This is a genomic window from Streptomyces dengpaensis, from assembly GCF_002946835.1.
In the GTDB taxonomy this organism is placed as follows: Bacteria; Actinomycetota; Actinomycetes; order Streptomycetales; family Streptomycetaceae; genus Streptomyces; species Streptomyces dengpaensis.
Map to the genome: position 1 here is coordinate 4,086,346 of NZ_CP026652.1, position 22,100 is coordinate 4,108,445.

Annotated in this window: 18 protein-coding genes; 11 read left to right on the top strand and 7 right to left on the bottom strand. The window is 70.1% G+C overall.

Going from position 1 to position 22,100, the window contains the following annotated elements; genetic code table 11:
* Nucleotides 1–3: 3 nt before the first annotated feature.
* The 4 genes from dnaJ to C4B68_RS18740 form a co-directional block, all read right to left on the bottom strand.
* Complete coding sequence (gene dnaJ, locus C4B68_RS18725) at nt 4–1,185, bottom strand: molecular chaperone DnaJ (protein ID WP_099504874.1); 1,182 nt, start codon at nt 1,183–1,185, stop codon at nt 4–6.
* A 33-nt stretch (nt 1,186–1,218) separates the two neighbouring features.
* A complete protein-coding gene (gene grpE, locus C4B68_RS18730; protein WP_099504875.1) occupies nt 1,219–1,920 on the bottom strand; it encodes a nucleotide exchange factor GrpE in 702 nt (233 codons plus the stop codon).
* On the bottom strand, nt 1,917–3,767 hold the full coding sequence (dnaK, locus tag C4B68_RS18735; protein WP_099504876.1) for a molecular chaperone DnaK: 1,851 nt from the start codon (nt 3,765–3,767) through the stop codon (nt 1,917–1,919). The genes grpE and dnaK overlap by 4 nt, the downstream gene beginning before the upstream one ends.
* 109 nt (nt 3,768–3,876) lie before the next feature.
* Entirely contained in the window at nt 3,877–5,037 is a 1,161-nt protein-coding gene (locus tag C4B68_RS18740) for an MraY family glycosyltransferase (protein WP_099504877.1), read from the bottom strand.
* 365 nt (nt 5,038–5,402) lie between these two features.
* Between C4B68_RS18740 and C4B68_RS18745 the strand changes: the two genes are divergently transcribed.
* The gene (locus C4B68_RS18745) at nt 5,403–7,703 is read left to right on the top strand and encodes a (Fe-S)-binding protein (RefSeq protein ID WP_099504878.1); all 2,301 of its coding nucleotides are present in this window, start codon (nt 5,403–5,405) and stop codon (nt 7,701–7,703) included.
* 247 nt (nt 7,704–7,950) lie between these two features.
* On the opposite strand, the gene C4B68_RS18750 is transcribed toward C4B68_RS18745, so the two are convergent.
* Complete coding sequence (locus C4B68_RS18750; RefSeq protein WP_099504879.1) at nt 7,951–8,286, bottom strand: antibiotic biosynthesis monooxygenase family protein; 336 nt, start codon at nt 8,284–8,286, stop codon at nt 7,951–7,953.
* Nucleotides 8,287–8,523: 237 nt separating this feature from the next.
* On the opposite strand from C4B68_RS18750, the gene C4B68_RS18755 reads away from it, so the two are divergent.
* Complete coding sequence (locus C4B68_RS18755; protein WP_099504880.1) at nt 8,524–10,086, top strand: integrin alpha; 1,563 nt, start codon at nt 8,524–8,526, stop codon at nt 10,084–10,086.
* Nucleotides 10,087–10,171: 85 nt separating this feature from the next.
* Here the strand turns inward: C4B68_RS18755 and C4B68_RS18760 are convergent, their stop codons facing one another.
* Complete coding sequence (locus C4B68_RS18760) at nt 10,172–10,897, bottom strand: hypothetical protein (RefSeq protein WP_099504881.1); 726 nt, start codon at nt 10,895–10,897, stop codon at nt 10,172–10,174.
* An 86-nt stretch (nt 10,898–10,983) separates the two neighbouring features.
* Complete coding sequence (locus C4B68_RS18765) at nt 10,984–11,700, bottom strand: hemerythrin domain-containing protein (protein WP_099504882.1); 717 nt, start codon at nt 11,698–11,700, stop codon at nt 10,984–10,986.
* Between the two features lie 72 nt (nt 11,701–11,772).
* Between C4B68_RS18765 and C4B68_RS18770 the strand changes: the two genes are divergently transcribed.
* From C4B68_RS18770 to C4B68_RS18805, 9 genes are all read left to right on the top strand, one after another.
* A complete protein-coding gene (locus C4B68_RS18770) occupies nt 11,773–12,399 on the top strand; it encodes a TetR/AcrR family transcriptional regulator (protein WP_099504883.1) in 627 nt (208 codons plus the stop codon).
* A 254-nt stretch (nt 12,400–12,653) separates the two neighbouring features.
* Entirely contained in the window at nt 12,654–13,958 is a 1,305-nt protein-coding gene (locus tag C4B68_RS18775) for an FG-GAP repeat domain-containing protein (RefSeq protein ID WP_099504884.1), read from the top strand.
* 226 nt (nt 13,959–14,184) lie between these two features.
* Complete coding sequence (locus C4B68_RS18780; RefSeq protein ID WP_099504885.1) at nt 14,185–15,678, top strand: FG-GAP and VCBS repeat-containing protein; 1,494 nt, start codon at nt 14,185–14,187, stop codon at nt 15,676–15,678.
* 130 nt (nt 15,679–15,808) lie between these two features.
* Nucleotides 15,809–17,149 (top strand): FG-GAP and VCBS repeat-containing protein, encoded by a 1,341-nt coding sequence (locus C4B68_RS18785; protein ID WP_099504886.1) that lies wholly within the window; start codon nt 15,809–15,811, stop codon nt 17,147–17,149.
* 61 nt (nt 17,150–17,210) lie between these two features.
* Nucleotides 17,211–18,278: an FG-GAP and VCBS repeat-containing protein gene (locus C4B68_RS18790; RefSeq protein WP_099504887.1), complete on the top strand. Its 1,068-nt coding sequence runs from the start codon at nt 17,211–17,213 to the stop codon at nt 18,276–18,278.
* 62 nt (nt 18,279–18,340) lie between these two features.
* The gene (locus tag C4B68_RS18795) at nt 18,341–19,336 is read left to right on the top strand and encodes a Yip1 family protein (protein WP_099504888.1); all 996 of its coding nucleotides are present in this window, start codon (nt 18,341–18,343) and stop codon (nt 19,334–19,336) included.
* Between the two features lie 331 nt (nt 19,337–19,667).
* On the top strand, nt 19,668–21,245 hold the full coding sequence (locus tag C4B68_RS18800; RefSeq protein WP_099506840.1) for an IS1182 family transposase: 1,578 nt from the start codon (nt 19,668–19,670) through the stop codon (nt 21,243–21,245).
* A 107-nt stretch (nt 21,246–21,352) separates the two neighbouring features.
* Entirely contained in the window at nt 21,353–21,517 is a 165-nt protein-coding gene (locus C4B68_RS41930; RefSeq protein WP_167459108.1) for a hypothetical protein, read from the top strand.
* A 109-nt stretch (nt 21,518–21,626) separates the two neighbouring features.
* The gene (locus tag C4B68_RS18805) at nt 21,627–22,076 is read left to right on the top strand and encodes a hypothetical protein (RefSeq protein WP_099505923.1); all 450 of its coding nucleotides are present in this window, start codon (nt 21,627–21,629) and stop codon (nt 22,074–22,076) included.
* The last annotated feature ends 24 nt before the right edge of the window (nt 22,077–22,100 follow it).

Sequence of the window (22,100 nt, forward strand, 5' to 3'; positions counted from 1 at the left end):
CTCTCATGCTCCCTTCGCGGCCTGGAACAGCTCCGCCCGCGGATCCTCGCCCGCGGTCGCCTCGCGATACGCCTCAAGCGCGTCACGAGCCTTCCCCGTCAGGTCCTTCGGGACACTCACCTCGACGGTGACCAGCAGGTCGCCGCGGGTGCCGTCCTTGCGGACCGCGCCCTTGCCCCGCGCCCGCATGGTGCGGCCGTTGGGCGTGCCCGGCGGCAGCTTCAGGGTGACCGGCGGTCCGCCGAGCGTCGGCACGCGTACCTCGCCGCCGAGCGCCGCCTCCGCGAAGGTGACGGGCACGGTGACGGTGAGGTTGTCGCCCTTGCGGCCGAAGACCGGGTGGGCGTCCACGTGCACGGTGACGTACAAGTCGCCCGCCGGGCCGCCCCGCTCACCGGGCGCTCCCTTGCCGCGCAGGCGGATCCGCTGGCCGTCGCTGACGCCCGCGGGGATCCGTACCTGCATGGTCCGGGACGACTTGGCGCGGCCGGAACCCTTGCAGACCTCGCAGGGGTGCTCCGCGATCAGACCACGGCCCTTGCAGTCCGGGCAGGGGTCCGTCAGGGAGAATCCGCCGCCGGAGCCGCGGGCCACCTGACCGGTGCCCACGCACGTCGGGCACACCCGCGGCGTGCCGTTCGCGTCGCCGGTCCCCGAGCACGCCTTGCAGGGTGCCTGCGAGGTCATGCGCAGCGGAACCGTCGCCCCGTCCACGGCCTCCGTGAAGCTCAGCGTGACCTCGGTGTCGATGTCCTGGCCGCGCCGGGGCTGCGTACGCGTACCGGTGGTCGCGCCGCCGCGGTTGAACAGGCCCCCGAAGACGTCACCGATACCGCCGCCGAAGCCGCCCGCTCCGGCTCCGCCCTGGGCGCCGCCTCCGAAGAGGTCGCCCAGGTCGAAGTTGAAGTTGCCGCCGCCCGCGCCGGGACCCGGACGGAAGCCGCCGTTGCCGAAGAGGGCGCGTGCCTCGTCGTACTCCTTGCGCTTCTTGGGGTCGCCGAGCACGTCGTTCGCCTCGGAGATCTCCTTGAAGCGCTCCTCGGCCTTGGTGTTGCCCTTGTTGGCGTCCGGGTGGTACTCGCGGGCGAGCTTCCGGTACGCCTTCTTGATCTCGGCTTCGGTGGCGTCCTTGGGGACGCCGAGAACCTTGTAGAAGTCCTTCTCGATGAAGTCCTTGGTGCTCATCCTCGACGTCCCTCCTTCCCTATCCGTTCAACGTCAGCCCTCGTCCGGGCCACCGCTCTCCTTGTCGTCGGCCGCCTCGGACGACGCCTCGTCGGCCTTGACGGTCTGCGCACCGGGCTGCGGCTCGGCGACGGCCACCCGCGCGGGGCGGATGGTGCGCTCGCCGATGCGATACCCCGGCTGCAGAATCGCCACGCACGTCGTCTCCGTGACGTCGGGCGCGTACGAGTGCATCAGGGCCTCGTGGATCGTCGGGTCGAAGGGCTCGCCCTCCTTGCCGAACTGCTGAAGCCCCATCTTCGCCGCGACGGTCTCCAGCGACTCGCCGACCGACTTGAAGCCGCCGACCAGTTCGCCGTGCTCCCGCGCGCGGCCGATGTCGTCGAGCACGGGCAGGAGCTCGGTCAGGAGGTTCGCGATGGCGATCTCCTTGACCGCGATCCGGTCGCGCTCGACCCGGCGGCGGTAGTTCTGGTACTCGGCCTGGAGCCGCTGGAGGTCCATCGTGCGCTCGTTGAGTGCCGTACGCACCTGGTCCAGCTGCGCCGTCAGGCCGGCCGTCTGAGCCGCCGCCTGCGCTGCCGTATGGGCTGCCGCCTGAGCTGCTGCCGATGCGTCCCCGGCCGGAGCCGCCCCCTCCTGTGCGGAGGGAGCGGTCTTCGGCTCGGCGTCATCAGGGGTGGCGCCGGAGGGGACGTCGGGCTGCTCGTCGAAGCCCGGGGTCTCCTCCGTCACGCGGCACCGTCCTTACGGTCCTCGTCGACGATCTCGGCGTCGACGACGTCGTCGTCAGCGGCCTTGCCGCCGGGCGTGGCACCCGGGGTCTCGCCACCGGCCGCCTGCGCGGCCTGGGCGTCGGCGTACATGGCCTGGCCCAGCTTCTGCGAGACCGCGGCGACCTTCTCGGTGGCCGTACGGATCTCCGCGCTGTCCTCGCCCTTGAGCGCGGTCTTCAGCTCCTCGACGGACGCCTCGACCTCGGTCTTGACGTCGCCGGGGACCTTGTCCTCGTTGTCCTTGAGGAACTTCTCCGTCTGGTAGACGAGCTGCTCGCCCTGGTTGCGGGTCTCGGCGGCCTCGCGGCGGGCGTGGTCCTCCTCCGCGTACTTCTCGGCCTCCTGGCGCATCCGGTCGACCTCGTCCTTCGGCAGCGAGGAGCCGCCGGTGACGGTCATCTTCTGCTCCTTGCCGGTGCCGAGGTCCTTCGCCGTGACGTGCATGATGCCGTTGGCGTCGATGTCGAAGGCGACCTCGATCTGCGGGACACCGCGCGGGGCCGGCGGCAGACCGGTCAGCTCGAACATCCCGAGCTTCTTGTTGTACGCCGCGATCTCGCGCTCGCCCTGGTAGACCTGGATCTGCACGGACGGCTGGTTGTCCTCGGCGGTGGTGAAGATCTCGGACCGCTTGGTCGGGATCGTCGTGTTCCGCTCGATGAGCTTCGTCATGATGCCGCCCTTGGTCTCGATACCGAGGGACAGCGGGGTCACGTCGAGGAGCAGGACGTCCTTGACCTCACCCTTGAGGACACCGGCCTGGAGGGCGGCGCCGATGGCGACGACCTCGTCCGGGTTCACACCCTTGTTGGCCTCCTGGCCACCGGTCAGCTCCTTGACGAGCTCGGCGACGGCGGGCATACGGGTGGAGCCACCGACGAGAACGACGTGGTCGATCTCGGAGAGGTTGATGCCCGCGTCCTTGATGACGTTGTGGAACGGCGTCTTGCAGCGCTCCAGAAGGTCGGCGGTCAGCTGCTGGAACTGGGCGCGCGTGAGCTTCTCGTCCAGGTGCAGCGGGCCTTCGGCGGACGCCGTGATGTAGGGCAGGTTGATCGAGGTCTCGGTGGACGAGGACAGCTCGATCTTCGCCTTCTCGGCGGCCTCGCGCAGACGCTGGAGCGCCATCTTGTCCTTGGCGAGGTCCACGCCGTGACCGGAGCGGAACTGCTGCACCAGGTAGTCGACGACGCGCTGGTCCCAGTCGTCACCACCGAGGTGGTTGTCGCCGTTGGTGGCCTTCACCTCGACGACGCCGTCGCCGATCTCCAGCAGGGACACGTCGAAGGTGCCGCCACCGAGGTCGAAGACGAGGATGGTCTGGTCGTCCTTGTCGAGACCGTAGGCCAGGGCGGCGGCGGTGGGCTCGTTGACGATGCGCAGGACGTTCAGACCCGCGATCTCGCCGGCCTCCTTGGTGGCCTGGCGCTCGGAGTCGTTGAAGTACGCCGGGACGGTGATGACCGCGTCGGTGACCTTCTCACCCAGGTAGGCCTCGGCGTCGCGCTTCAGCTTCTGCAGGATGAAGGCGCTCATCTGCTGCGGGTTGAAGTTCTTCCCGTCGAGCTCGATCTTCCAGTCCGTGCCCATGTGACGCTTGACGGACCGAATCGTCCGGTCCACGTTCGTGACCGCCTGGCGCTTGGCGACCTCGCCGACCAGCACCTCGCCGTTCTTCGCGAAGGCGACGACGGACGGCGTGGTCCTGGCGCCCTCGGCGTTGGTGATGACGGTGGGCTCACCGCCCTCCAGAACGCTGACGACGGAGTTAGTCGTGCCCAGGTCGATGCCGACCGCACGTGCCATTTCGAATCCTCCAACAACAATGACTTGAGTGGAACGGACTCAAGTGTGCATGACCCTCGCCAACGGGTCAACAGAGCTGAGTCGGGGGGACTCAAGTCTTATCTCTTCCTTACACGCAGGAAGCCCCTGACCTGGGGGGATACCCATTCAGCCCGTCCGGCGTTTGAGGACGAGCGCGTTCAGCGCGATACGGGGGGCTGGGGGGCAGAGCCCCCCAGGTACGGGACGGGCAGGGGCGGAGGGGGCGAGAAACCGGCCACACACCCCCGACGACCGCAACGAGCCCGACGGCCCCAGCCACCCACCAGGCAACGCCCGCCCTCACCCACCCCAGAGAGATCAGCAGCCCCACAAGCGCCCCGGCAAAGGCAGCGACACCGATGGCAACCATCACCCCCTGCCGAGCCACCCCCACCCGCCGCAGCCGGTGAACAAGGTGATCGGGCCCTGACCGCAGCACCGGCCGCCCACCCCGCCACCGCGACACCAGCACGAGTAGGACATCGGCACAGGCCACCGCCGTCAGCGCGAACCCGGCACCAAGGCCGGCCCCCGCCTCCCGCCCGGCGTGCACAAGCACAGCCGCCGAGGCCAGCACGAACCCCGCGAACAGCGCACCGCACCGCCCCGGCACGATCCGGGCCGGCGGCCAGCCGTGCATCAGGAACCCGGTGAGCGCGGCGGCCAGCACGCTCAGCAGCGCCGCGAGTCCGTCCATGACCTCGGCGGCGGCGCACCCGCTGAGCGCGAACGCCGTGATGACGCCGACGGTCCCCAGTACGCCGTCGGCGTGGTCGAGGGAGGAGAAGGCGTGCACGACGAACACGACCCAGGCCACGGCCAGCACTCCACCCAACAGCCCGAGTTCGTCGTACGGCACGACCAGCGCGGCGCCACCGCCCACGACGGCCACGCGCAGGATCAGCGGCAGAGTCCGCACGGCCGGCGGCAGGGCCCGGACGACCAGCGCCACCGCCCGTCCGACGAACGGCACGGCCCGCAGATCGGCGACGAGCCCGACCAGCGCGACCCCCATCCCGACGACCAGCACGCGCCCGGCCTCCGGCCCCAACGGCGCGACACCCGTCCAGTCCCCGACCCTGGCGACGAACGCCGTCCCCCCGACGACGGCAACCCCTCCGAGCAACGGAACCACCCGCACCCGCCGCCGCTCGGCCACCCCGAAGCGCAGGGCGAACATCCGCAGCAGCGCGGCGAGCGCGGCGGTGAGGAACAGGGCGGCGGTGGCGGCGGCGATTCCGTACAGCACGTCGCTAACTTAGGCGTCAATGTCACCATTTTGCGCGAATAACACGATCTGCTTTACGGGGCGACCCGACGGAACCATCGGCGGGTACCGCCTCACCCGGCGCCAGGACCACCGGCGGGCACCGCCCCGCCGGGCGAGGCGACCATCGTGTGCCGCACCGCCCGGCGACGGGACCATCGCGCGTGCCGCACGCCCGGCGATGGCACGTCCACTCAGGCTCCCCTCAGCGACGCAGATCACCGCGCCCCTGGCTACAGTGCGGCGCAGGAAGTGGGTAGTCTCAAACGGACTGCATAAGTTACCGCTTAGTAATCGCCTTCGAGGTTACTCTCGGAGCAACCCCTCGCAGGCCCGAGGAGCCCCAAATGCAACTCGCCGCGATCATCGTGTCGCTGGTTCTGACCGTGGTCGGCGTTGCGCTGCTCGCACGCGCCATCGGCCAGTTCGTCCGGTACTTCAAGCTCGGCCAGCCAGTGCCCGCCGGCAGCCGGACCGACAACCCCTACCAGCGCAGTGTGACGCTGGTGCGGGAGTTCCTCGGCCACACGCGGATGAACCGCTGGGGCATCGTCGGCTTCGCCCACTGGTTCGTGGCGGTGGGCTTCCTGACGCTGCCGCCGACCCTGGTGCAGGCGTTCGGTCAGCTCTTCAAGGCCGACTGGGTGCTGCCGGTCATCGGCGGCTTCCTGCCGTTCGAGATGTACACCGAGTTCATCGCTGTGATGACCGTCCTCGGCATCCTCGTGCTGATGGCGATCCGGCTGCTGAGCCTGCCGTCCCGGGCGGGCCGCAAGTCCCGCTTCGCGGGCTCCAAGGCGGGTCAGGCGTACTTCGTCGAGTACGTCATCCTGACCATCGGCCTGGCGATCTACGTGCTGCGCGGCCTGGAAGGCGCGATCCACCACGTCGAGCACTACGAGGCCGCGTACTTCGCCTCGTACCCCCTCGTCCTCGCCTTCAAGGGCCTGAGCGTCGGCGCGCTCCAGAACCTCGTCTACTTCACCGCGATGATCAAGATCGGGACGTCGTTCGTCTGGATGATCGTCGTCTCGCTGAACACCAACATGGGCGTGGCCTGGCACCGCTTCCTGGCCTTCCCCAACATCTGGTTCAAGCGCAACGCGACCGGTGAGACGGCCCTTGGCGCGCTGCAGCCGATGACGTCGGGCGGCAAGCCGATCGACTTCACCGACCCGGGCGAGGACGACGTCTTCGGTGTCTCGCAGGTCGAGCAGTTCTCCTGGAAGGGCCTGCTGGACTTCTCCACGTGTACGGAGTGCGGGCGTTGCCAGTCGCAGTGCCCGGCCTGGAACACCGGCAAGCCGCTGTCGCCGAAGCTGCTGATCATGTCGCTGCGCGACCACGCGCATGCCAAGGCGCCGTACATGCTCGCGGGCGGCGGTAAGGACATGGAGGGCGAGGAGAAGGCGTCTGCCGAGGCTTTGAAGGACGTTCCCGCCGCGGCTCTGGCGGAGGCCGAGCGTCCGCTGATCGGCACCGTCGAGGAGAACGGCGTCATCGACCCGGACGTGCTGTGGTCCTGCACCACCTGCGGCGCCTGTGTCGAGCAGTGCCCGGTCGACATCGAGCACATCGACCACATCGTCGACATGCGCCGCTACCAGGTGATGATCGAGTCCGCGTTCCCGTCCGAGGCGGGCACGATGCTCAAGAACCTGGAGAAGAAGGGCAACCCCTGGGGCCTGGCCAAGAAGCAGCGCCTGGAGTGGACCAAGGAAGTCGACTTCGAGGTGCCGGTCGTCGGCAAGGACATCGAGGACCTCTCCGAGGTCGACTACCTGTACTGGGTCGGCTGCGCCGGCGCCCTCGAGGACCGCGCCAAGAAGACCACCAAGGCCTTCGCGGAGCTGCTGCACATCGCGGGCGTCAAGTTCGCGATCATGGGCGGCGACGAGAAGTGCACCGGCGACTCCGCCCGCCGCCTGGGCAACGAGCCGCTGTTCCAGGAACTCGGCATGGAGAACGTCGCCGCGCTGAACATGGCCTTCGGCGAGGACGACGAGGACGAGTCGACCAAGAAGCCGAAGTCCGCGAAGAAGATCGTCTCCACCTGCCCGCACTGCTTCAACACCATCGCCAACGAGTACCCGCAGCTCGGTGGCGACTACGAGGTCATCCACCACACCCAGCTGCTCCAGCACCTCATCGACGAGGGCAAGCTGATCCCGGTCACCCCGGTCGACGGCCTGGTCACCTACCACGACCCCTGCTACCTGGGCCGCCACAACAAGATCTACACGCCCCCGCGCGAGATCATGTCCGCCGTCCCGGGCCTGCGCCAGCAGGAGATGCACCGCCACAAGGAACGCGGCTTCTGCTGCGGTGCCGGCGGCGCGCGGATGTGGATGGAGGAGCGGATCGGCAAGCGCATCAACAACGAGCGTGTCGACGAGGCTCTGTCGCTGAACCCGGACATCGTCTCCACCGCCTGCCCGTTCTGCCTCGTCATGCTGACCGACTCGGTCAACGGCAAGAAGGCTGCATCTGACAGCGGCTCCGCCGCGGGCGGCAAGGCCAAGGAATCCATCCAGGTCGTCGACGTCGCCCAACTGCTGCTGGACTCCGTCAAGACTCCGGCCGACGACGAGCCCCCGGCGGGCGAGGCGGCAACCGAGAGCGCACCGGAGCCCCAGCCGGTGAAGTAGCGGCCGAGTACAGCCTCATAACGAAGCACCCCATTCCCCTGGCCGGACCAGGGGGATGGGGTGTTCTCGTTCCGTGCCCTCGCAGTGGTGGATCGTCGAGGACGGCAAGGACGTACGGGGATTGACGGACACAGGGTTCATCGGAGAAGCCGTCCCCTGGTCCGGCGCGGCGTATGTGACATGACGTGTCGTCATGTCACGCCTCCACTCGGGCACTTCCAGCCCGGACCCACGGATGCGCAATCCGCTAGGCGCTCTTCGGCCCGGCCTGCTGCACCACCTCGAAGGACCACAGGGTGGAGCCGGAGGCTGCCGGCTTGGGCCGCTCCCCGCCCTCCCCGCCCTCTGCGGTGCCCTGGTGCGCGGCCTTCATCGGCCCCTCCATCCAGGCCTGGAACGACTCCTCGTCACGCCAGCGGGTGTAGACGAGGTACGTGTCGGTGCCCTCGACCGGACGCAGCAGCTCGAACCACTCGAAGCCGTCCGAGTTCTCCACGGCGTGGGCCCGCGACGCGAACCGCTTCTCCAGGGTCTCCCGCTGCTCGGCGGGCACGGTCAGTACGTTGATCTTGACTACGCTCATGGTCCCATCCTGCCCGGTGCCTCCGCCGGATGAGGTCCGGTACGGGGCTGGAGGGCGCGAGTTCACTCCGCGCCGGCGGTCATCGCGCCTCCCATACAACCCTTTCCTCGCATCCGGTGTCGAACATGGCGCCGGACCAGGAACGGGACCTCTCCGGACACCCCCGCCCCCCGCGCTTCCCGAGCCGACCCGGCCGCATCCGGCTGCCGGGCTTGTCCTTGAGCCAAGGAGCCGCTCATGCGCACCATCCGCAAGCGCTCGGCCGCCGTCGCGGCCGCGGCGTTCCTCCTCGTCAGCGGCGCGGCCATCACCGCCGCCCCCGGCGCGTACGCCGGTACACCCGGTGGCACGCACGCGAACGACCGCAACACGGACTTCAACGGTGACGGCTACGACGACGTGCTCGTCGGCGCACCGGGCGCCACCGTTTCCGGCCGCACCGGCGCCGGCCTGGTGACCGTCCAGTACGGCGGGCCCAAAGGCATGGGCACCAGCAACGCCAGAGTGTTCAGCCAGAACTCCACCGGCGTCCCCGGCGGCGCCGAGTCCGGCGACGGCTTCGGCCGCGCGCTGTCCACCGGCGACCTCGACGGCGACGGCTACGACGACGCGATCGTCGGCGTCCCCGGCGAGGACCTGGGCGCCGCGTCGAACGCGGGCGGCGCGGTGGTGCTGTGGGGCACGCCCAAGGGCCTGAGCGGGTCCGGAAGCGTGTGGCTGCAGAGCGACGAACCCGCCTCCGGCGGGAGGTTCGGCAGCGCGCTCGCGGCCGCGCGGTTCACCGACACCACACCGGGCGACCTGCTCGCCGTACTGGACCGGGTCGGGCTGTCGATCTATCAGTTCGAGGCCGCGCCCACGCGGTCCGACACCGCCACCGCCCAGGACGCAGGACGGCAGGCCGAGCTGGCGACTCGTCAGACCTTCTCGGCGCCGCCCGCCGCGAAGTCGCTCACCGCGGCCTCGCCGGACGACGCCCCGGGCATCGACCCCAAGGCGCTGACCACGGGCGACTACGACGACAACGGCTTCGCCGACCTGGTCGTCTCCGGTACGAGCGTGGGCGCGGAGCCCGGGCACGGCTGGTCGTACGTCCTCCCCGGCTCCGCCTCCGACGCGGACCCGCTGCCCATCCTCGCGGTGCGCGGCGGTCCGGTCGTCGCCTCCGGTGACGTCAACGGCGACGGCTTCGACGACCTGGTCACCGGCGAACCGCACAGCCCGAACGACGGGGGAGAGTCGATGACCGGCGGCATGGTCGGCGTCTACTACGGCAGCGCTTCCGGCCCGGCCGGCCAGGAGGGCCCCGGCACCCCGCCCGTGTGGTGGACGCAGGACAGCGCGGGCGTCCCCGGCTCCAACGAGCGCGGCGACGGCTTCGGCGCCGACCTCTCCGTCGGCGACAGCAACCGCGACGGCTTCGCGGACGTGGCGATCGGCGTCCCGCAGGAGGACGTCGGCAGCGTGGCGGACGCGGGCCTGTTCACCGTGCTGCGCGGCTCGGCGAAGGGCATGACGGCCACCGGCGCCTGGTCGGTGACCCAGAACACCGCGAACGTGCCGGGAGCAGCGGAGAAGGGCGACCGGTTCGGTGGCCAGGTCGCCTTCACCGACCCCAACGACGACGGCCGCTTCGGCCTCCTCGCGGCCGCGCCCGGCGAGAACACCTCCGACGGCTGGGTCTGGGTCTTCTCCGCCGGCTCCACGGGCCTGACGACGTCCGGCTCGTGGAACTACGGGCTGGGCTCGTTCGGCACCTCGGGCGCGGACGCGCAGTACGGGGGCGCGATCGACGACTAGGCGGCGTGCGCTTGAAGGGACGTGGGGTCCTGGTCAGGGATGGTGTTGAGCCGGGTATGCGGCTCAACACCATTTGCCGCGAAACCTACCGCGTGCCCTCGACGACAATATCCATGTCCGCGCTGAAGATGATGACCGTCTCGATCAGATCCCCATTGAGCTGGAGGATTTCCGATCCCACTGCCGTCTTGTTGCCCGGGAAACCGAAATGCCAGGTCCAGTGGATGAATTCCTTGTTCTGCAAGTGACTCGCGACCAGGCCGCTCAGGGGCGGAGCCTTGCGCTGTACGACGTCGATGTAGTCGTTGAGAGCGTCTCGACCCACGAAGACGTCATCAGGCTCCATGAACCTGATGTTCTCCGCGTAGATCCCCTCCATCGCCTTGGCGCGCTCGGCCCGGTCCGGGATCATCCAGACCTCCAGGTGCTTGGCGATGAGCACCCGGGCGCGGTCCGACCCACCGGTCAGAGTCAGGTGGAGCCGGGAGATCCGCCCGTCCGAGTCCAGGGACACGGCGACATCGCCGCTTCCGGAGCACCCGTTGCCCTGCAGGTCCAGCCCGGCCTGGCTCCACTTGCCGGTGACAGAGCCGTCGGCCTCCACGGAAGCCGTCCAATGGTGCTTGGACTCCTTCCACTTGGCCGCCTGTCCTCGGTGGAAGTCGACGGCCAGCTCCCGGCCCTGGACCATTTCTCCGCTGTGCAGCAGCAGCACATTCTCGGCGAAGACGTCGCGAAGGTCGCCCATGTCAGAGTCGCCGCTTTCGACCGAGTCCACGATCTCGAAATAGCGGTCAAGTACTGTCGTCATGCTTGAATTCCCTCCTGGATGCACATATCCAAATTGGCGCTGATCATTATTGGAGCAAGTGGGTTCCGCATCTACTTAAGCGGAGGTCACGAGTCGGCCCCACGCAGGATCCGCAGATCGTCCGCCGCCCGAAGGCGCATGGCGGGGAGCAACGAATGCACCGGCTCCGGCAGGCCCGCGAGCACCAGTTCCACCTCCGCGGGCGTCCCCACCTCGTCGAGGAAGCCGACCATCAGGTGTCCGGCCACCGGCGGCGCGGTCGCGATCACCCGCTTCGAGAATTCCTCCCACTCCGCGGGGCTGATGTGGTCGCGGAGCGCGGGGAAAAGGACCGGCTCTTCACGGGCCAGGTGGTCGTGCACCGTGTCGCGCACCGCGACGGCCGCGTCCCGCAGCGCGACCCGGACTCCGTCCACCACGCCGCCGTCACCGAGGCCGGTACCGCCCCGACCTGTACCGGTGGCCTCACCGGCCCCGCCCTCATCCTCGTCGCCGCTCACGGCCACCGCAGCCAGCAGATCGAGCGTCGTGTCCAGGCGGTTGTGCTCCTCGCTCAGCATGTCGAGCTCGTGTTCCGTGGCCGGCGCCGCCGCGACGATCCGCGGCCACAGGTCTTCGTCCTCGGTCTCGTGGTGATGGCGCAGGTTCACGACGAGGAAGTCGCGCAGCTGCGCCAGTGCGCCAAGTGGCACCGAGGGGCGAACGGCCGCCTCGGCCAGCAGGGTGGTGGCAGCGCGGTGGACCTCATGAGCAAGCCGGGTCTCAATGACCGCAGCGGGGTGCTCGGGGGCATCTTTCGTCACAGACGAAACCTATTCATTAGGCGCCCATCTCGTCAATATATTGACTCATTGTGAAGGAGGTATGCTGCATCGGTGACCACTCGGAAGTACAGCTCCCCCAGCCGCACCAACGCGGCTGCCGCCACGCGTGAGGCCATCCTGAGCAACGCGCACACGCTCTTCCTGGCCCGCGGGTACGCCGGGGTCACCATCGGGGAGATCGCAGAGGCAGCGACAGTCGCCGTACCGACCGTGTACAGCAGCGTGGGGAACAAGCCGAGCATCCTGACGGCCCTGCTGAAGCCGGCCCTCACCGACCCGGCCATCGCCGACAGCCTCGCCGCCGCCGAGGCCAGCGACAATCCGCGCACCGTGATAGAGCTGATCGCCGAGGGCACCCGGCTCATCCACGAACGCCACTGGGAGCTCCTGTACGGGCTCTTCTACCGAAACCCGCCGGGGGAACCCGCCGTCCAAGCGGTCCTGGACAGGGGTGCCGACGACTACGTCCAAGCCCTGACCCGCGTGGCCGACCGCCTCCTGGCGCTCGACGCACTCCGTGCCGACGTCCCCCGCGCGGAGGCCATCGACATGCTCTGGTTCTACCTCGGCCCACGCGCCTGGATGACGCTCGTCGGCGAACGCTCCTGGCCGTTCGACCGCGCCCAGACCTGGACCGCCCACTCCGCCTGCCAGGCACTGCTGGAGGACTACCAGTAGGGCTGGGTCAGGTTGGTGTCGGCGTGTTGTGGTGACAGATGGGACAGGCGCCGGTCCAGACCGCGAGGAGTAACTGCGCACCAGCGCGCCAGCCACAACCGCTGCCCTGCGGGCCACCTCCAGCGCCCACTCGGGCCAACTAAAGCGCTATGTCGCCCACTGGGTTCTGTCCGACCCGGGGGTGTCGCCCTATATCGAACGCGTGCTTGACTACAGGGTCGTTGTCCATGGGGCTGACAAGGTGGACGGTGCGCATGCGAACGTTCGGGACGCTCGGGTCGCTCGGGACGGGTATGACGGCGGTGGGCTGCCTTCTGCTGCTCACCGCCTGCGGACCCGTCCGGGACGGCGCGCAGGCTCCGCCGGAGGCCACCCCCGTGAAGGCCGCGCAGGCCCCGGCCCTCCTCCCCGTCCCGCACGGCAAAGGCAGCAAGACTCCCGACGACTTCAACGGCGACGGCCGCCGCGACCTGATCCTCAACGACCTGGTGAAGGCACAGGCGCATGCCGACGACGCCGGGATCGGCATCGTCTACGGCGGCTCGCACGGACTCACGCCCGGCGCGCGCCAGTTGCTGAGCCCGGCGAAGCAGGCGGCGCCCACCAAGGGGCAGCTCCCCGCCGTCTTCGACGCGGAGGCGAGCTGCGATCTGAACGAGGACGGCTTCACGGACCTCGTCGTGTCGACGGACCCGCCGTACGACGGCCAGGGGCAGCCCCCGGTCCCGCTCCAGATCCTCTTCGGCTCCCCGTCCGGCCTGGCGGGCAAGGCGGTCAAGCTGGCCATCCCCGCGCAGGCACGTTTCGGCAACGACTGGCCGGACCAGCCGGTCTGCGGCGACTTCGACGGCGACGACGCGAACGACCTCGTCGTGCACGCCTCGAACGGCCAACTCAGCTATCTGCGCGGCCCCTTCAGCCGCAAGGGCGCCCCGCGCAAGGCAGGCGCCCCGACCTCCGCCCCGGGCGAGGTCCCCACGGGCCCGGCCGCCGACGTCAACCGCGACGGATACGACGACCTCCTCGTCCGTACGGCGAAGAGCGCCGCCAAGTCGGCCGTCGTCCTCGGCGGACCCACGGGTCCCACACGCACCGGAGTCGTCCTGCCGGCCGGCATCGACGTGGCGCTGGCCCGCTTCGGCAAGGGGCGAAACCTCGACGCCGCGGTCGGCGGCACGGGCGCGACCTCCCTGCGCTACGACCTCCCCACCGCCGTACGCGGCACCCTCGCCTCCCCCGGCTCGGTGCTCGACACCGGGGACTTCGACGGCGACGGGCTGAGCGAACTCGTCTCCAGCGGCTCGCGGTTGCGGGTGTTCCACGCCCGTACGACGGGACTCTCGCTGACGGGCACGGTCACCGTCGAACCACCGGCCCAGGGCACCACGCGGGTGCTGACGGTGGGCGACTTCGACGGCGACGGCCGGGACGACCTGGCGGTACGGACGTACGCGGGCGAGACGAAGGACACCGTCGCGGTCTACCCGGGGATGAAGAAGGGCCTGGTGGCAAGCAAGCCGGCGGTCACGTTCTCCAGCTCGGAGTTCCTGGACCGCTGACGCCACGGTGCGTGGGTTGTGCGCGTAGGCGGGGTGCCACCCACGCCGCCACACCCGCCCCGAAGATTTACCGAACTCACGTACAACCCTTACCCCCCGCCATCGGTCTCCTGTTCGCCGACCGCCCCGCAAACCCTCGGAGAACTCCAGGGAAACAAGGGCGGTCCGCACCCCATCGACTGTGGATGTCCGCCAGGCATCCCCGCATGCCGCAGGAGAACCCCGCATGCACAAGCACCGCCAGCACCACCTGCGTCTTGCCCTCGCGACGGCCACCGCGGCCGCGCTGACGGGCGGGCTGCTCAGTTTCTCGGCCGCGACGGCGACGGCCGCCGACTCCACGACGGTTCCGCACGCCGACTTCAACGGCGACGGCATCGGCGACATCGTCACCTCGGCCCACGGCGCGTACGTGAACGGCCGCGCGGGCGCGGGCCAGATCGTCGCGCTGTACGGCACCGCCACCGGCGTGTCGTCCGCCAAGCGGTCGACCGTCAGCCAGAACACCACCGGCGTCCCGGGCACCGCCGAGGCCGGGGACGGCTTCGGCGCCGAGTCGGCGTACGCCGACTTCAACGGCGACGGGTACGACGACCTCGCCGTGGCCTCTCCCTGGGAGAAGGTCGGCACCGACACCAACGGCGGTGGCCTCGCCATCCTCTGGGGCTCGGCGAGCGGCCTCACCGGCAAGGGCATCGACGTACCGGACCCGGCCGTGTCCTCCCACGACTACTGGGGCAAGGACCTGGCCGCGGGCGACTTCGACGGCGACGGCAAGGCCGACCTTGCCGTCGGCAGCTCGTCCAGCACGCTCTACGTCTACAAGGGCGGCTTCTCCACCAGCGGCACGCCGGGCGGTCGTACGACCATCAAGCCCCCGATCCAGTCGGGCACCAATGACTTCCCGCACGGCCCGCTGAGCCTCACCGCCGGTGACGTGAACGGCGACGGCATGACGGACCTGGTGGTCGACGGCTTCGAGACGCAGACCGACTACGGCTGGAACACCAACTACTGGGTGCCCGGCACGGCGAGCGGCCTGAGCGTCGCGTCTGCCCAGGCCCTCAAGCCCGGTCTCATCACCGCCATCGGCGACATCAACGGCGACGGCTTCGGCGACATCGTCAGCGGTGCCGGCTGGGACAGCACCACCGGCGACGGCACCCCCGTGCCCGACTCCGCCAACGGCGGCAAGGTGAACATCACCTACGGCTCCGCGTCCGGGCCCGCCTCGACCGCCGGCATCACCCAGAACACCGGCAGCGTGCCCGGCACTTCCGAGAAGGGCGACGGCTTCGGCTGGGAGCTCGACCTGGGCGACGTCAACGGCGACGGCTACCAGGACCTGGTCGTCTCCAGCCCCGACGAGGACATCGCCGGCGTCACCAACACCGGCATGGTCACCGTCCTCTACGGCACCGCGAGCGGCGTCAAGGTCTCCTCCGGCGTGCAAGCCTTCGCCCAGAGCACGGCGGGCGTCCCGGGCAACGACGAGAAGTCCGACCTCTTCGGCGCGGACGTGAAGCTCGACGACGTCACCGGCGACGGCAAGGCCGACCTCGTGGTCGGCTCGTACGAGAACGACGGCAACGGCGGGGTCACCTACCTGCCCTCCAACGGCACGGTCATCACCACGAGCGGCTCCCGCAGCGTCGCCCCGAGCACGTCGGGCGTCTCCACGTCGGGTGCGCCGCAGTTCGGCGCCGTGTTCGCCGACTGAGCCCTCTCCCGCACAGCCGACTGGCACTTCTCCCGCACAGACCGCCGGGCCCGATCAGCGCCACGGGCCCGGCGGTCTGCGGGCTCTACGGCACGGCTCTGAACGGCTGATCCTCCAAAGGAGCACCCCCATGCGCAGACCCACCACGGCGGCGCTCGCCGCCACCCTCCTGGCCAGCGGCCTCACCCCTCTGCTGGCCATCCCCACCCCCGCCTCCGCCGCCGTCGCCAAGCACTACGACGACTTCAACGGCGACGGCTACCGCGATATCGCGTACGGCGGTTACAACGAGGACGGCCGGGTGGGCGGCACCGTCAACGTCGTCTACGGCACGGCGGGCGGCCTCGACAGCTCGCGTATCCAGCGGATCCACCAGGACAGCCCGGGCGTCCCCGGATCCGACGAGGAGGACGACCTGTTCGGCGAGTCCCTCGCGAGCGCCGACCTCAACAAGGACGGCTACGCGGATCTCGTCGTCGGCAACTCCACCGAGCACGTGGGCAGTGCGCGGTACCGCGGCACGGTCACCATCGTCTGGGGCTCCCGTTCCGGTCTCTCGGGCGGCACCAACGTCACCCCGAAGACCGGATCGTCCGGCCACTTCGGCCGCGACCTCGCCACCGGCGACTTCAACGGCGACGGCTCGCCCGACCTCGCGGTGATCGGCGGCGAGGAGGCGTGGCTGTACCGCGGCCCCTTCACCACGTCCGGCTCCACCGGGACCGTCAGCAAGATCGACAAGACGGGCGCGGGCTGGTACTCGCACGGTCTCGCGGCCGGCAAGGTCGACGGCGACGGCAAGACGGACCTGGTGGTCCTCGGCACGCAGTTCTCCGGCGACGACCCGACCCCCCGCGCCTGGTTCCTCAAGGGCGCGTCCGGCGGCCTGACTTCGGGCACCTCCCTGACGCTCGGCAGCGACGCCACGAGTGCCGCGATCGGCGACTTCGACAAGAACGGTTACGGCGACATCGCCCTCGGCACGCCCGACCGCGGCACCGGCAGCGGCGCCGTCACCCTCTGGCGCGGCACCGCCTCCGGGCCGAGCGCCTCGACCACGTTCACGCAGGCCACCTCCGGCGTCTCCGGCACCCCCGAGAACGACGACAACTTCGGGTACGCCGTCTCGGCCGCCGACACCAACGGCGACGGTTACGCGGACCTCGCGGCCGGCGTCCCGCACGAGGACGTCGACGGCACCGAGGACCAGGGCGGCGTCCACCTCTTCCGCGGCGGCTCCGGCGGCCTGAGCGGCGCCCGCTCCTCCTGGATCCCGCAGACGGTGACGGGCACGGACGGCTCGTACGACGGCTTCGGCTACACGCTGCACCTGCGCGACCTGAACGCCGACGGCAAGGCCGACCTGGGGGTGGGCTCACGCGTCGGCCTGGTGCTGCGCGGCACCACCGGCACGCCGACCGCCACCGGGGCGACCCAACTGCCGGAGTTCGGCGGGGTGTTCGCCGACTGACGGCCTGTCCACTCGTCAACTCGCCCCGTCACCTCACGTATTCGTGAACGGAAAACACCCCATGCGCAAGCGCACCCTCCTCCTGGCCGCCACCCTCACCACCGGCCTGCTCACCGCCCTGCCCCTCACCCCCGCCTCCGCCGCGCCCTCGGGCCTGTCCGACGACTTCAACGGCGACGGCTACCGCGACCTGGCGACCGCCGCGCCCTACGCCACCGTCGGCGGGGCGGCCCTGGCGGGCGCCGTGGTCGTCAACTACGGCTCGGTGTCCGGGATCAAGGCGTCCCGGCGGACGGTCATCACGCAGAACACCAGCGGGATTCCGGGCACGGCCGAGAAGGGCGACGAGTTCGGCACGGAGCTCGCCTCCGGCGACCTCAACAACGACGGGTACGCCGATCTCGTGATCGGCGCCGCGCGGGAGGACGTCGGCAGCGACGTCGACGGCGGTACGGCCGTGATCGTCTGGGGCGGCGCGAACGGCCTCTCCGGCGGACGGGCCGTCTCCGACCCCGTCGCCTCCTCCCACGACCGCTACGGAAGGACCCTCGCCGTCGGCGACTTCAGCGGCGACGGCAGGGCCGACCTCGCCGTCGGCGGCGACGGCAAGGACATCTCGATCCACCGGGGCGGCTTCACCAAGGCCTCCGGGCCCGCGTCCCGCCACCAGCTCACCACGGGCATGCACACCGGGCCGACCGGGGGCGCCCAGTCCCTCTCCATCGACGACATCGACGGCGACGGCCGCGACGACGTGGCCGTCTCGGCGCTGTACGAGGACATCGGCTCCGCGGAGCTCGCCGGCAGCGTCACGGTGTTCCGCGGCGCGACGACCGGCCTGTCCACCTCGGGCGTGAAGTCCTTCACGCAGGACACCGCCGGCGTCCCCGGCACCGCCGAGAAGACCGACCAGTTCGGCAAGGCCGTCCGCCTCGCCGACCTCAACGGCGACGGCCACGCGGACCTCTCCATCGGTGCCGACGGCGAGAACGACGCCGACGGCTCGCTGTGGACCCTGCGCGGCACGTCATCGGGCGTGACGACAACGGGCGCGATCAGCTTCGGGCCGTCCTCGGCGGGCATCTCGGCCTCCGGCCATCCGCGGTTCGGTTTCGCGATGCTGCGCTAGCCGTGGGACGCGGACGCCCTCGAGGAAACCTCCTCAAAGCCCTTAAGGAATCCCCTTAAGGGATGTCACAGCTCGGCCCCAATGCCGGGCCCGTTGCCCCGGGCCCGGCACAGCATTCTCCGGGACCAGGTACGTTCGATGACGTGGCTGGATTCAGGATCGGACGCGGCGGCCGGAACGACCGCGCACCGCAAGCGCGACCGCAACAACACCAACCGTCGTACGGGCGGCAGGCCCCCCAGGGAGGCCAGCAGCAGCCGTACGGCTATCCGCCTGCGCCGCAGCAGCAGCAGCAGTACGGAGGCCCCTCGTACGGCGGCGGGCAGCAGGGCGGCGGCTGGCCCCAAGCCGGTGGTGGCGGCGAGCCGGAGTACTTCGGTGACGGGCACCCGCAGCAGGGCCCGGACCCGTACGCGGCGAACAGCCCCGGTCACACCCAGGCGTTCTCGATCGGCGAGGACTCGTACAGCCGGGGCGAGACCTACCACGCCGGCCAGGCCGCGGCCCCGCCGGCCGGACCGCGCCTGCACTGGAAGGACCTGCTGAGGGGCATCGTCATGTCCCCCAACCAGACCTTCCTCCGGATGCGCGACTACACGATGTGGGCCCCGGCCCTGACCGTGACGTTCCTCTACGGCCTGCTGGCGGTCTTCGGCTTCGACACCGCCCGCGAGGACGCGATCAACGCGACCCTGTCCAACGCGATCCCGATCGTCCTCACCACGGCCGTCGCGATCGTCATCAGCGCGTTCATCCTCGGCGTGGTCACCCACACCCTGGCCCGCCAGCTCGGCGGCGACGGCGCCTGGCAGCCGACGGTCGGCCTCTCCATGCTGATCATGTCCATCACGGACGCCCCCCGCCTGGTCGTCGCCATGTTCTTCGGCGGCGACGCGCCGTTCGTCCAGCTCCTCGGCTGGGCGACCTGGGTCGCGGCGGGCGCCCTGCTGACCCTGATGGTCAGCAAGTCCCACGACCTCGCGTGGCCCAAGGCCCTCGGCGCTTCAGCCATCCAGCTGATCGCGATTCTGTCCATCATCAAGCTGGGTACGTTCTGAGGCCGCGCACGCTCTGCAGCGGGGCGCGTTCCAGGGGGTTCCCCCGGAACGCGCCCCGCTGCCGTCCGGCACCGCTTTCCCTCCCGCGCCGGGGCGTCACCCCCGTGTACGCCCCGGCCACCGCCCCTGTACATCACCTGACTGCGGCACACCACACGGCTGCCCGAAAGCCCTTTCCCCCCTCCGCTCGCACACCACGCGTACCTGCTCGACATCCCCACGCCTTCCCCCAACTGCTGCACTGGGCCCCGCATTTGATGCCCTAGAAGATCACTGAAAATGTTGCGGGTTCTGGCCCCGGCCCGGCCGGGCCGGGGCCAGTCTTGTAGGCATGCAGGGGGAATGGGCCGGGGAGATGGCCGGGCCGGATGTGTGGGAGACCTGCCGGGAGTTGATCCCGGCCGGGAGCGTGTTTGCGTTCCTGGCCGAGCACCGGGAGGCACTGTTCCCGCCGTCGATGTTCGCCGACATGTATCCCTCGTCCAACGGCCGTCCGAGTCTGCCGCCGCAGGTCCTGGCCGCGACCGTGGTGCTGCAGAGCCTGCAGGGGTTGTCGGACTTCGAGACGGTCCAGGAACTGCGGTGTGATCTGCGGTGGAAAGCGGCCTGCGGGCTGGGCTTGTACGACATGGCATTCGATCCGTCGCTGCTGACGTACTTTAGGCGCCGTCTGCGCCACTCGGCCGATCCGATGCGGATCTTCACCAAGGTCAAGGAAGTCGTGGCCGCGACCGGCGTACTCAAGGGCAGGCAGCGGCGGGCGCTGGACTCCACCGTCCTCGATGACGCGGTGGCCACCCAGGACACCGTTACCCAGATCATCTCCGCCATCCGCCGGGTGATCCGCGAGGTCCCCGGAGCCCAGGAGGTGGCCGCAGAGCACTGCCACGCGCACGACTACACCGACCCGGGCAAACCGAAGATCGCCTGGAACGACGAGCAGGCGCGCGCCGCGCTGGTCGATGCGCTGGTCACCGACGCCCTCAACCTGCTCGGGCACCTGCCCGAGCGGGAGCTGGGCGAGAAGGCCGCGAACGCGGTGGGCCTGCTGGCCCTGGTCGCCGGGCAGGACGTCGAGCCGGCCCCCGACTCCGACGGACGCGACGGGCGCTGGCGCATCGCCCAGCGCACCGTGCCCGACCGGACGGTGTCCACCGTCGATCCCGACGCCCGGCACATCCACAAAAACCGCACCCGCCACCAGGACGGCTTCAAAGGACACGTCTCCTTCGAGCCGGAGAGCGGGCTGTTCACCGCCGTCGCCCTCACCGGCGGCTATGGTCCCGGCAGCCACGAAGCGGCCGTTGCCGGTGAACTGCTGGACGGGGAGGACGGCGCATTAACCGTGCTCGGCGACTCCGCCTACGGGACCGGCGACCTGCGCGAACAGTTGCAGGCCGCAGGCCACACCCTGGTCATCAAGCCACCGCCGCTGCGACAGGTGATCCCCGGCGGCTTCACCATCGACGACTTCCGCATCGACCCAGCCGCCGGCACCGCGACCTGCCCGGCCGGACGCACCGCCAACCTCGGCCAGGTCAAAGCGGACGGCGCCCGCACCGCCCAGTTCAAACACCTCTGCGCCGACTGCCCCCTGCGCGGGCGCTGCACCACCTCCAAGACCGGACGCACCCTCAACGTCCATCCCCAGCACCAACTGCTGACCGCCGCCCGGCGAGAGGCGGCCGACCCAGCCTGGCAGGCCGAATACCGCAGATGGCGGCCCCCGGTCGAACGCGCCATCGCCTGGCTGGTCGCCAAGGGCAACCGCCGCGTCCCGCACCGCGGCATCATCGCCAACAACATCTGGCTCCACCACCGCGCCGCCGCCCTCAACCTCCGCCGACTGATCAACCTCGGACTCACCCGAACCGGCACCACCTGGCACCTCACCCCGGCCACCGCATAGCGACAAGGGCCGCCCGGCCCACGGCCGGACAGCCCCAACAACAAGATTTTCAGCAGCCTTCTAGGATGGCGCCTCCTGCCGACGACAGAACCCGCGAAGGAGTGGCAGTGGACGCCGAGATGATGGCCCTCGCCTCGTCTGCGGGAAGCGCGCTGGTGGCCGCTCTCGCCACCGACCTGTGGGAGCGGGCCCAGAGCTCGGTCGGCGCCCTTGGCGGCGCGCATATCCGGAGCGCGCAGCCACCGTGGGGCGGACGCGGCACCGGCGGCTGACGGGAAGGCCCCGAACGTGTCGCCCTCCTCCACGCCCAGCCCCACCGCGAAGCCGTCCAGGACGCCCTCCCCGACCCAGACAGCATCGCGGGAACAGCAGGCACCCCCGGTGACGGCGGCCACTGCGTCCACGTCCGCGTCCCCGTCCGGACCCCCGCCCAATCCGGCGACCCACTGCACCTCATGGCGCGACTCGGGTGTCAGCCGCTTAAAGGTCAAGTCCTGCGCCCGGATCACCGACGGCCGCCTGTACATGAACGCCGAGTGGCGCACGACGTCGGGCTCGGCTCTGGTGGACGTCTACATCTGGCTGGAGGACGCGAACAAGGAAGTCGTCTACCCGGGCACGTCCCTGCCCAACGGGATGCCGTCCTGCAACATGGCGGCCTGGCCGACGCCCCGGACCAACGCGCAGTGGAAGGAGTACGAGGTCGGCAAGCCCCTCGTCCACGGCGAGAAGTACGAGGTATGCGTATCGGTGCAGGAACAGGGCGGCCCGAAGCCCAACATCGCCGGGGCGGCCACACAGGGCCGCCAGCTCGGGATCGTCTACCCGTAGCCGGCGCCTGCCCCTGCCCCTGAC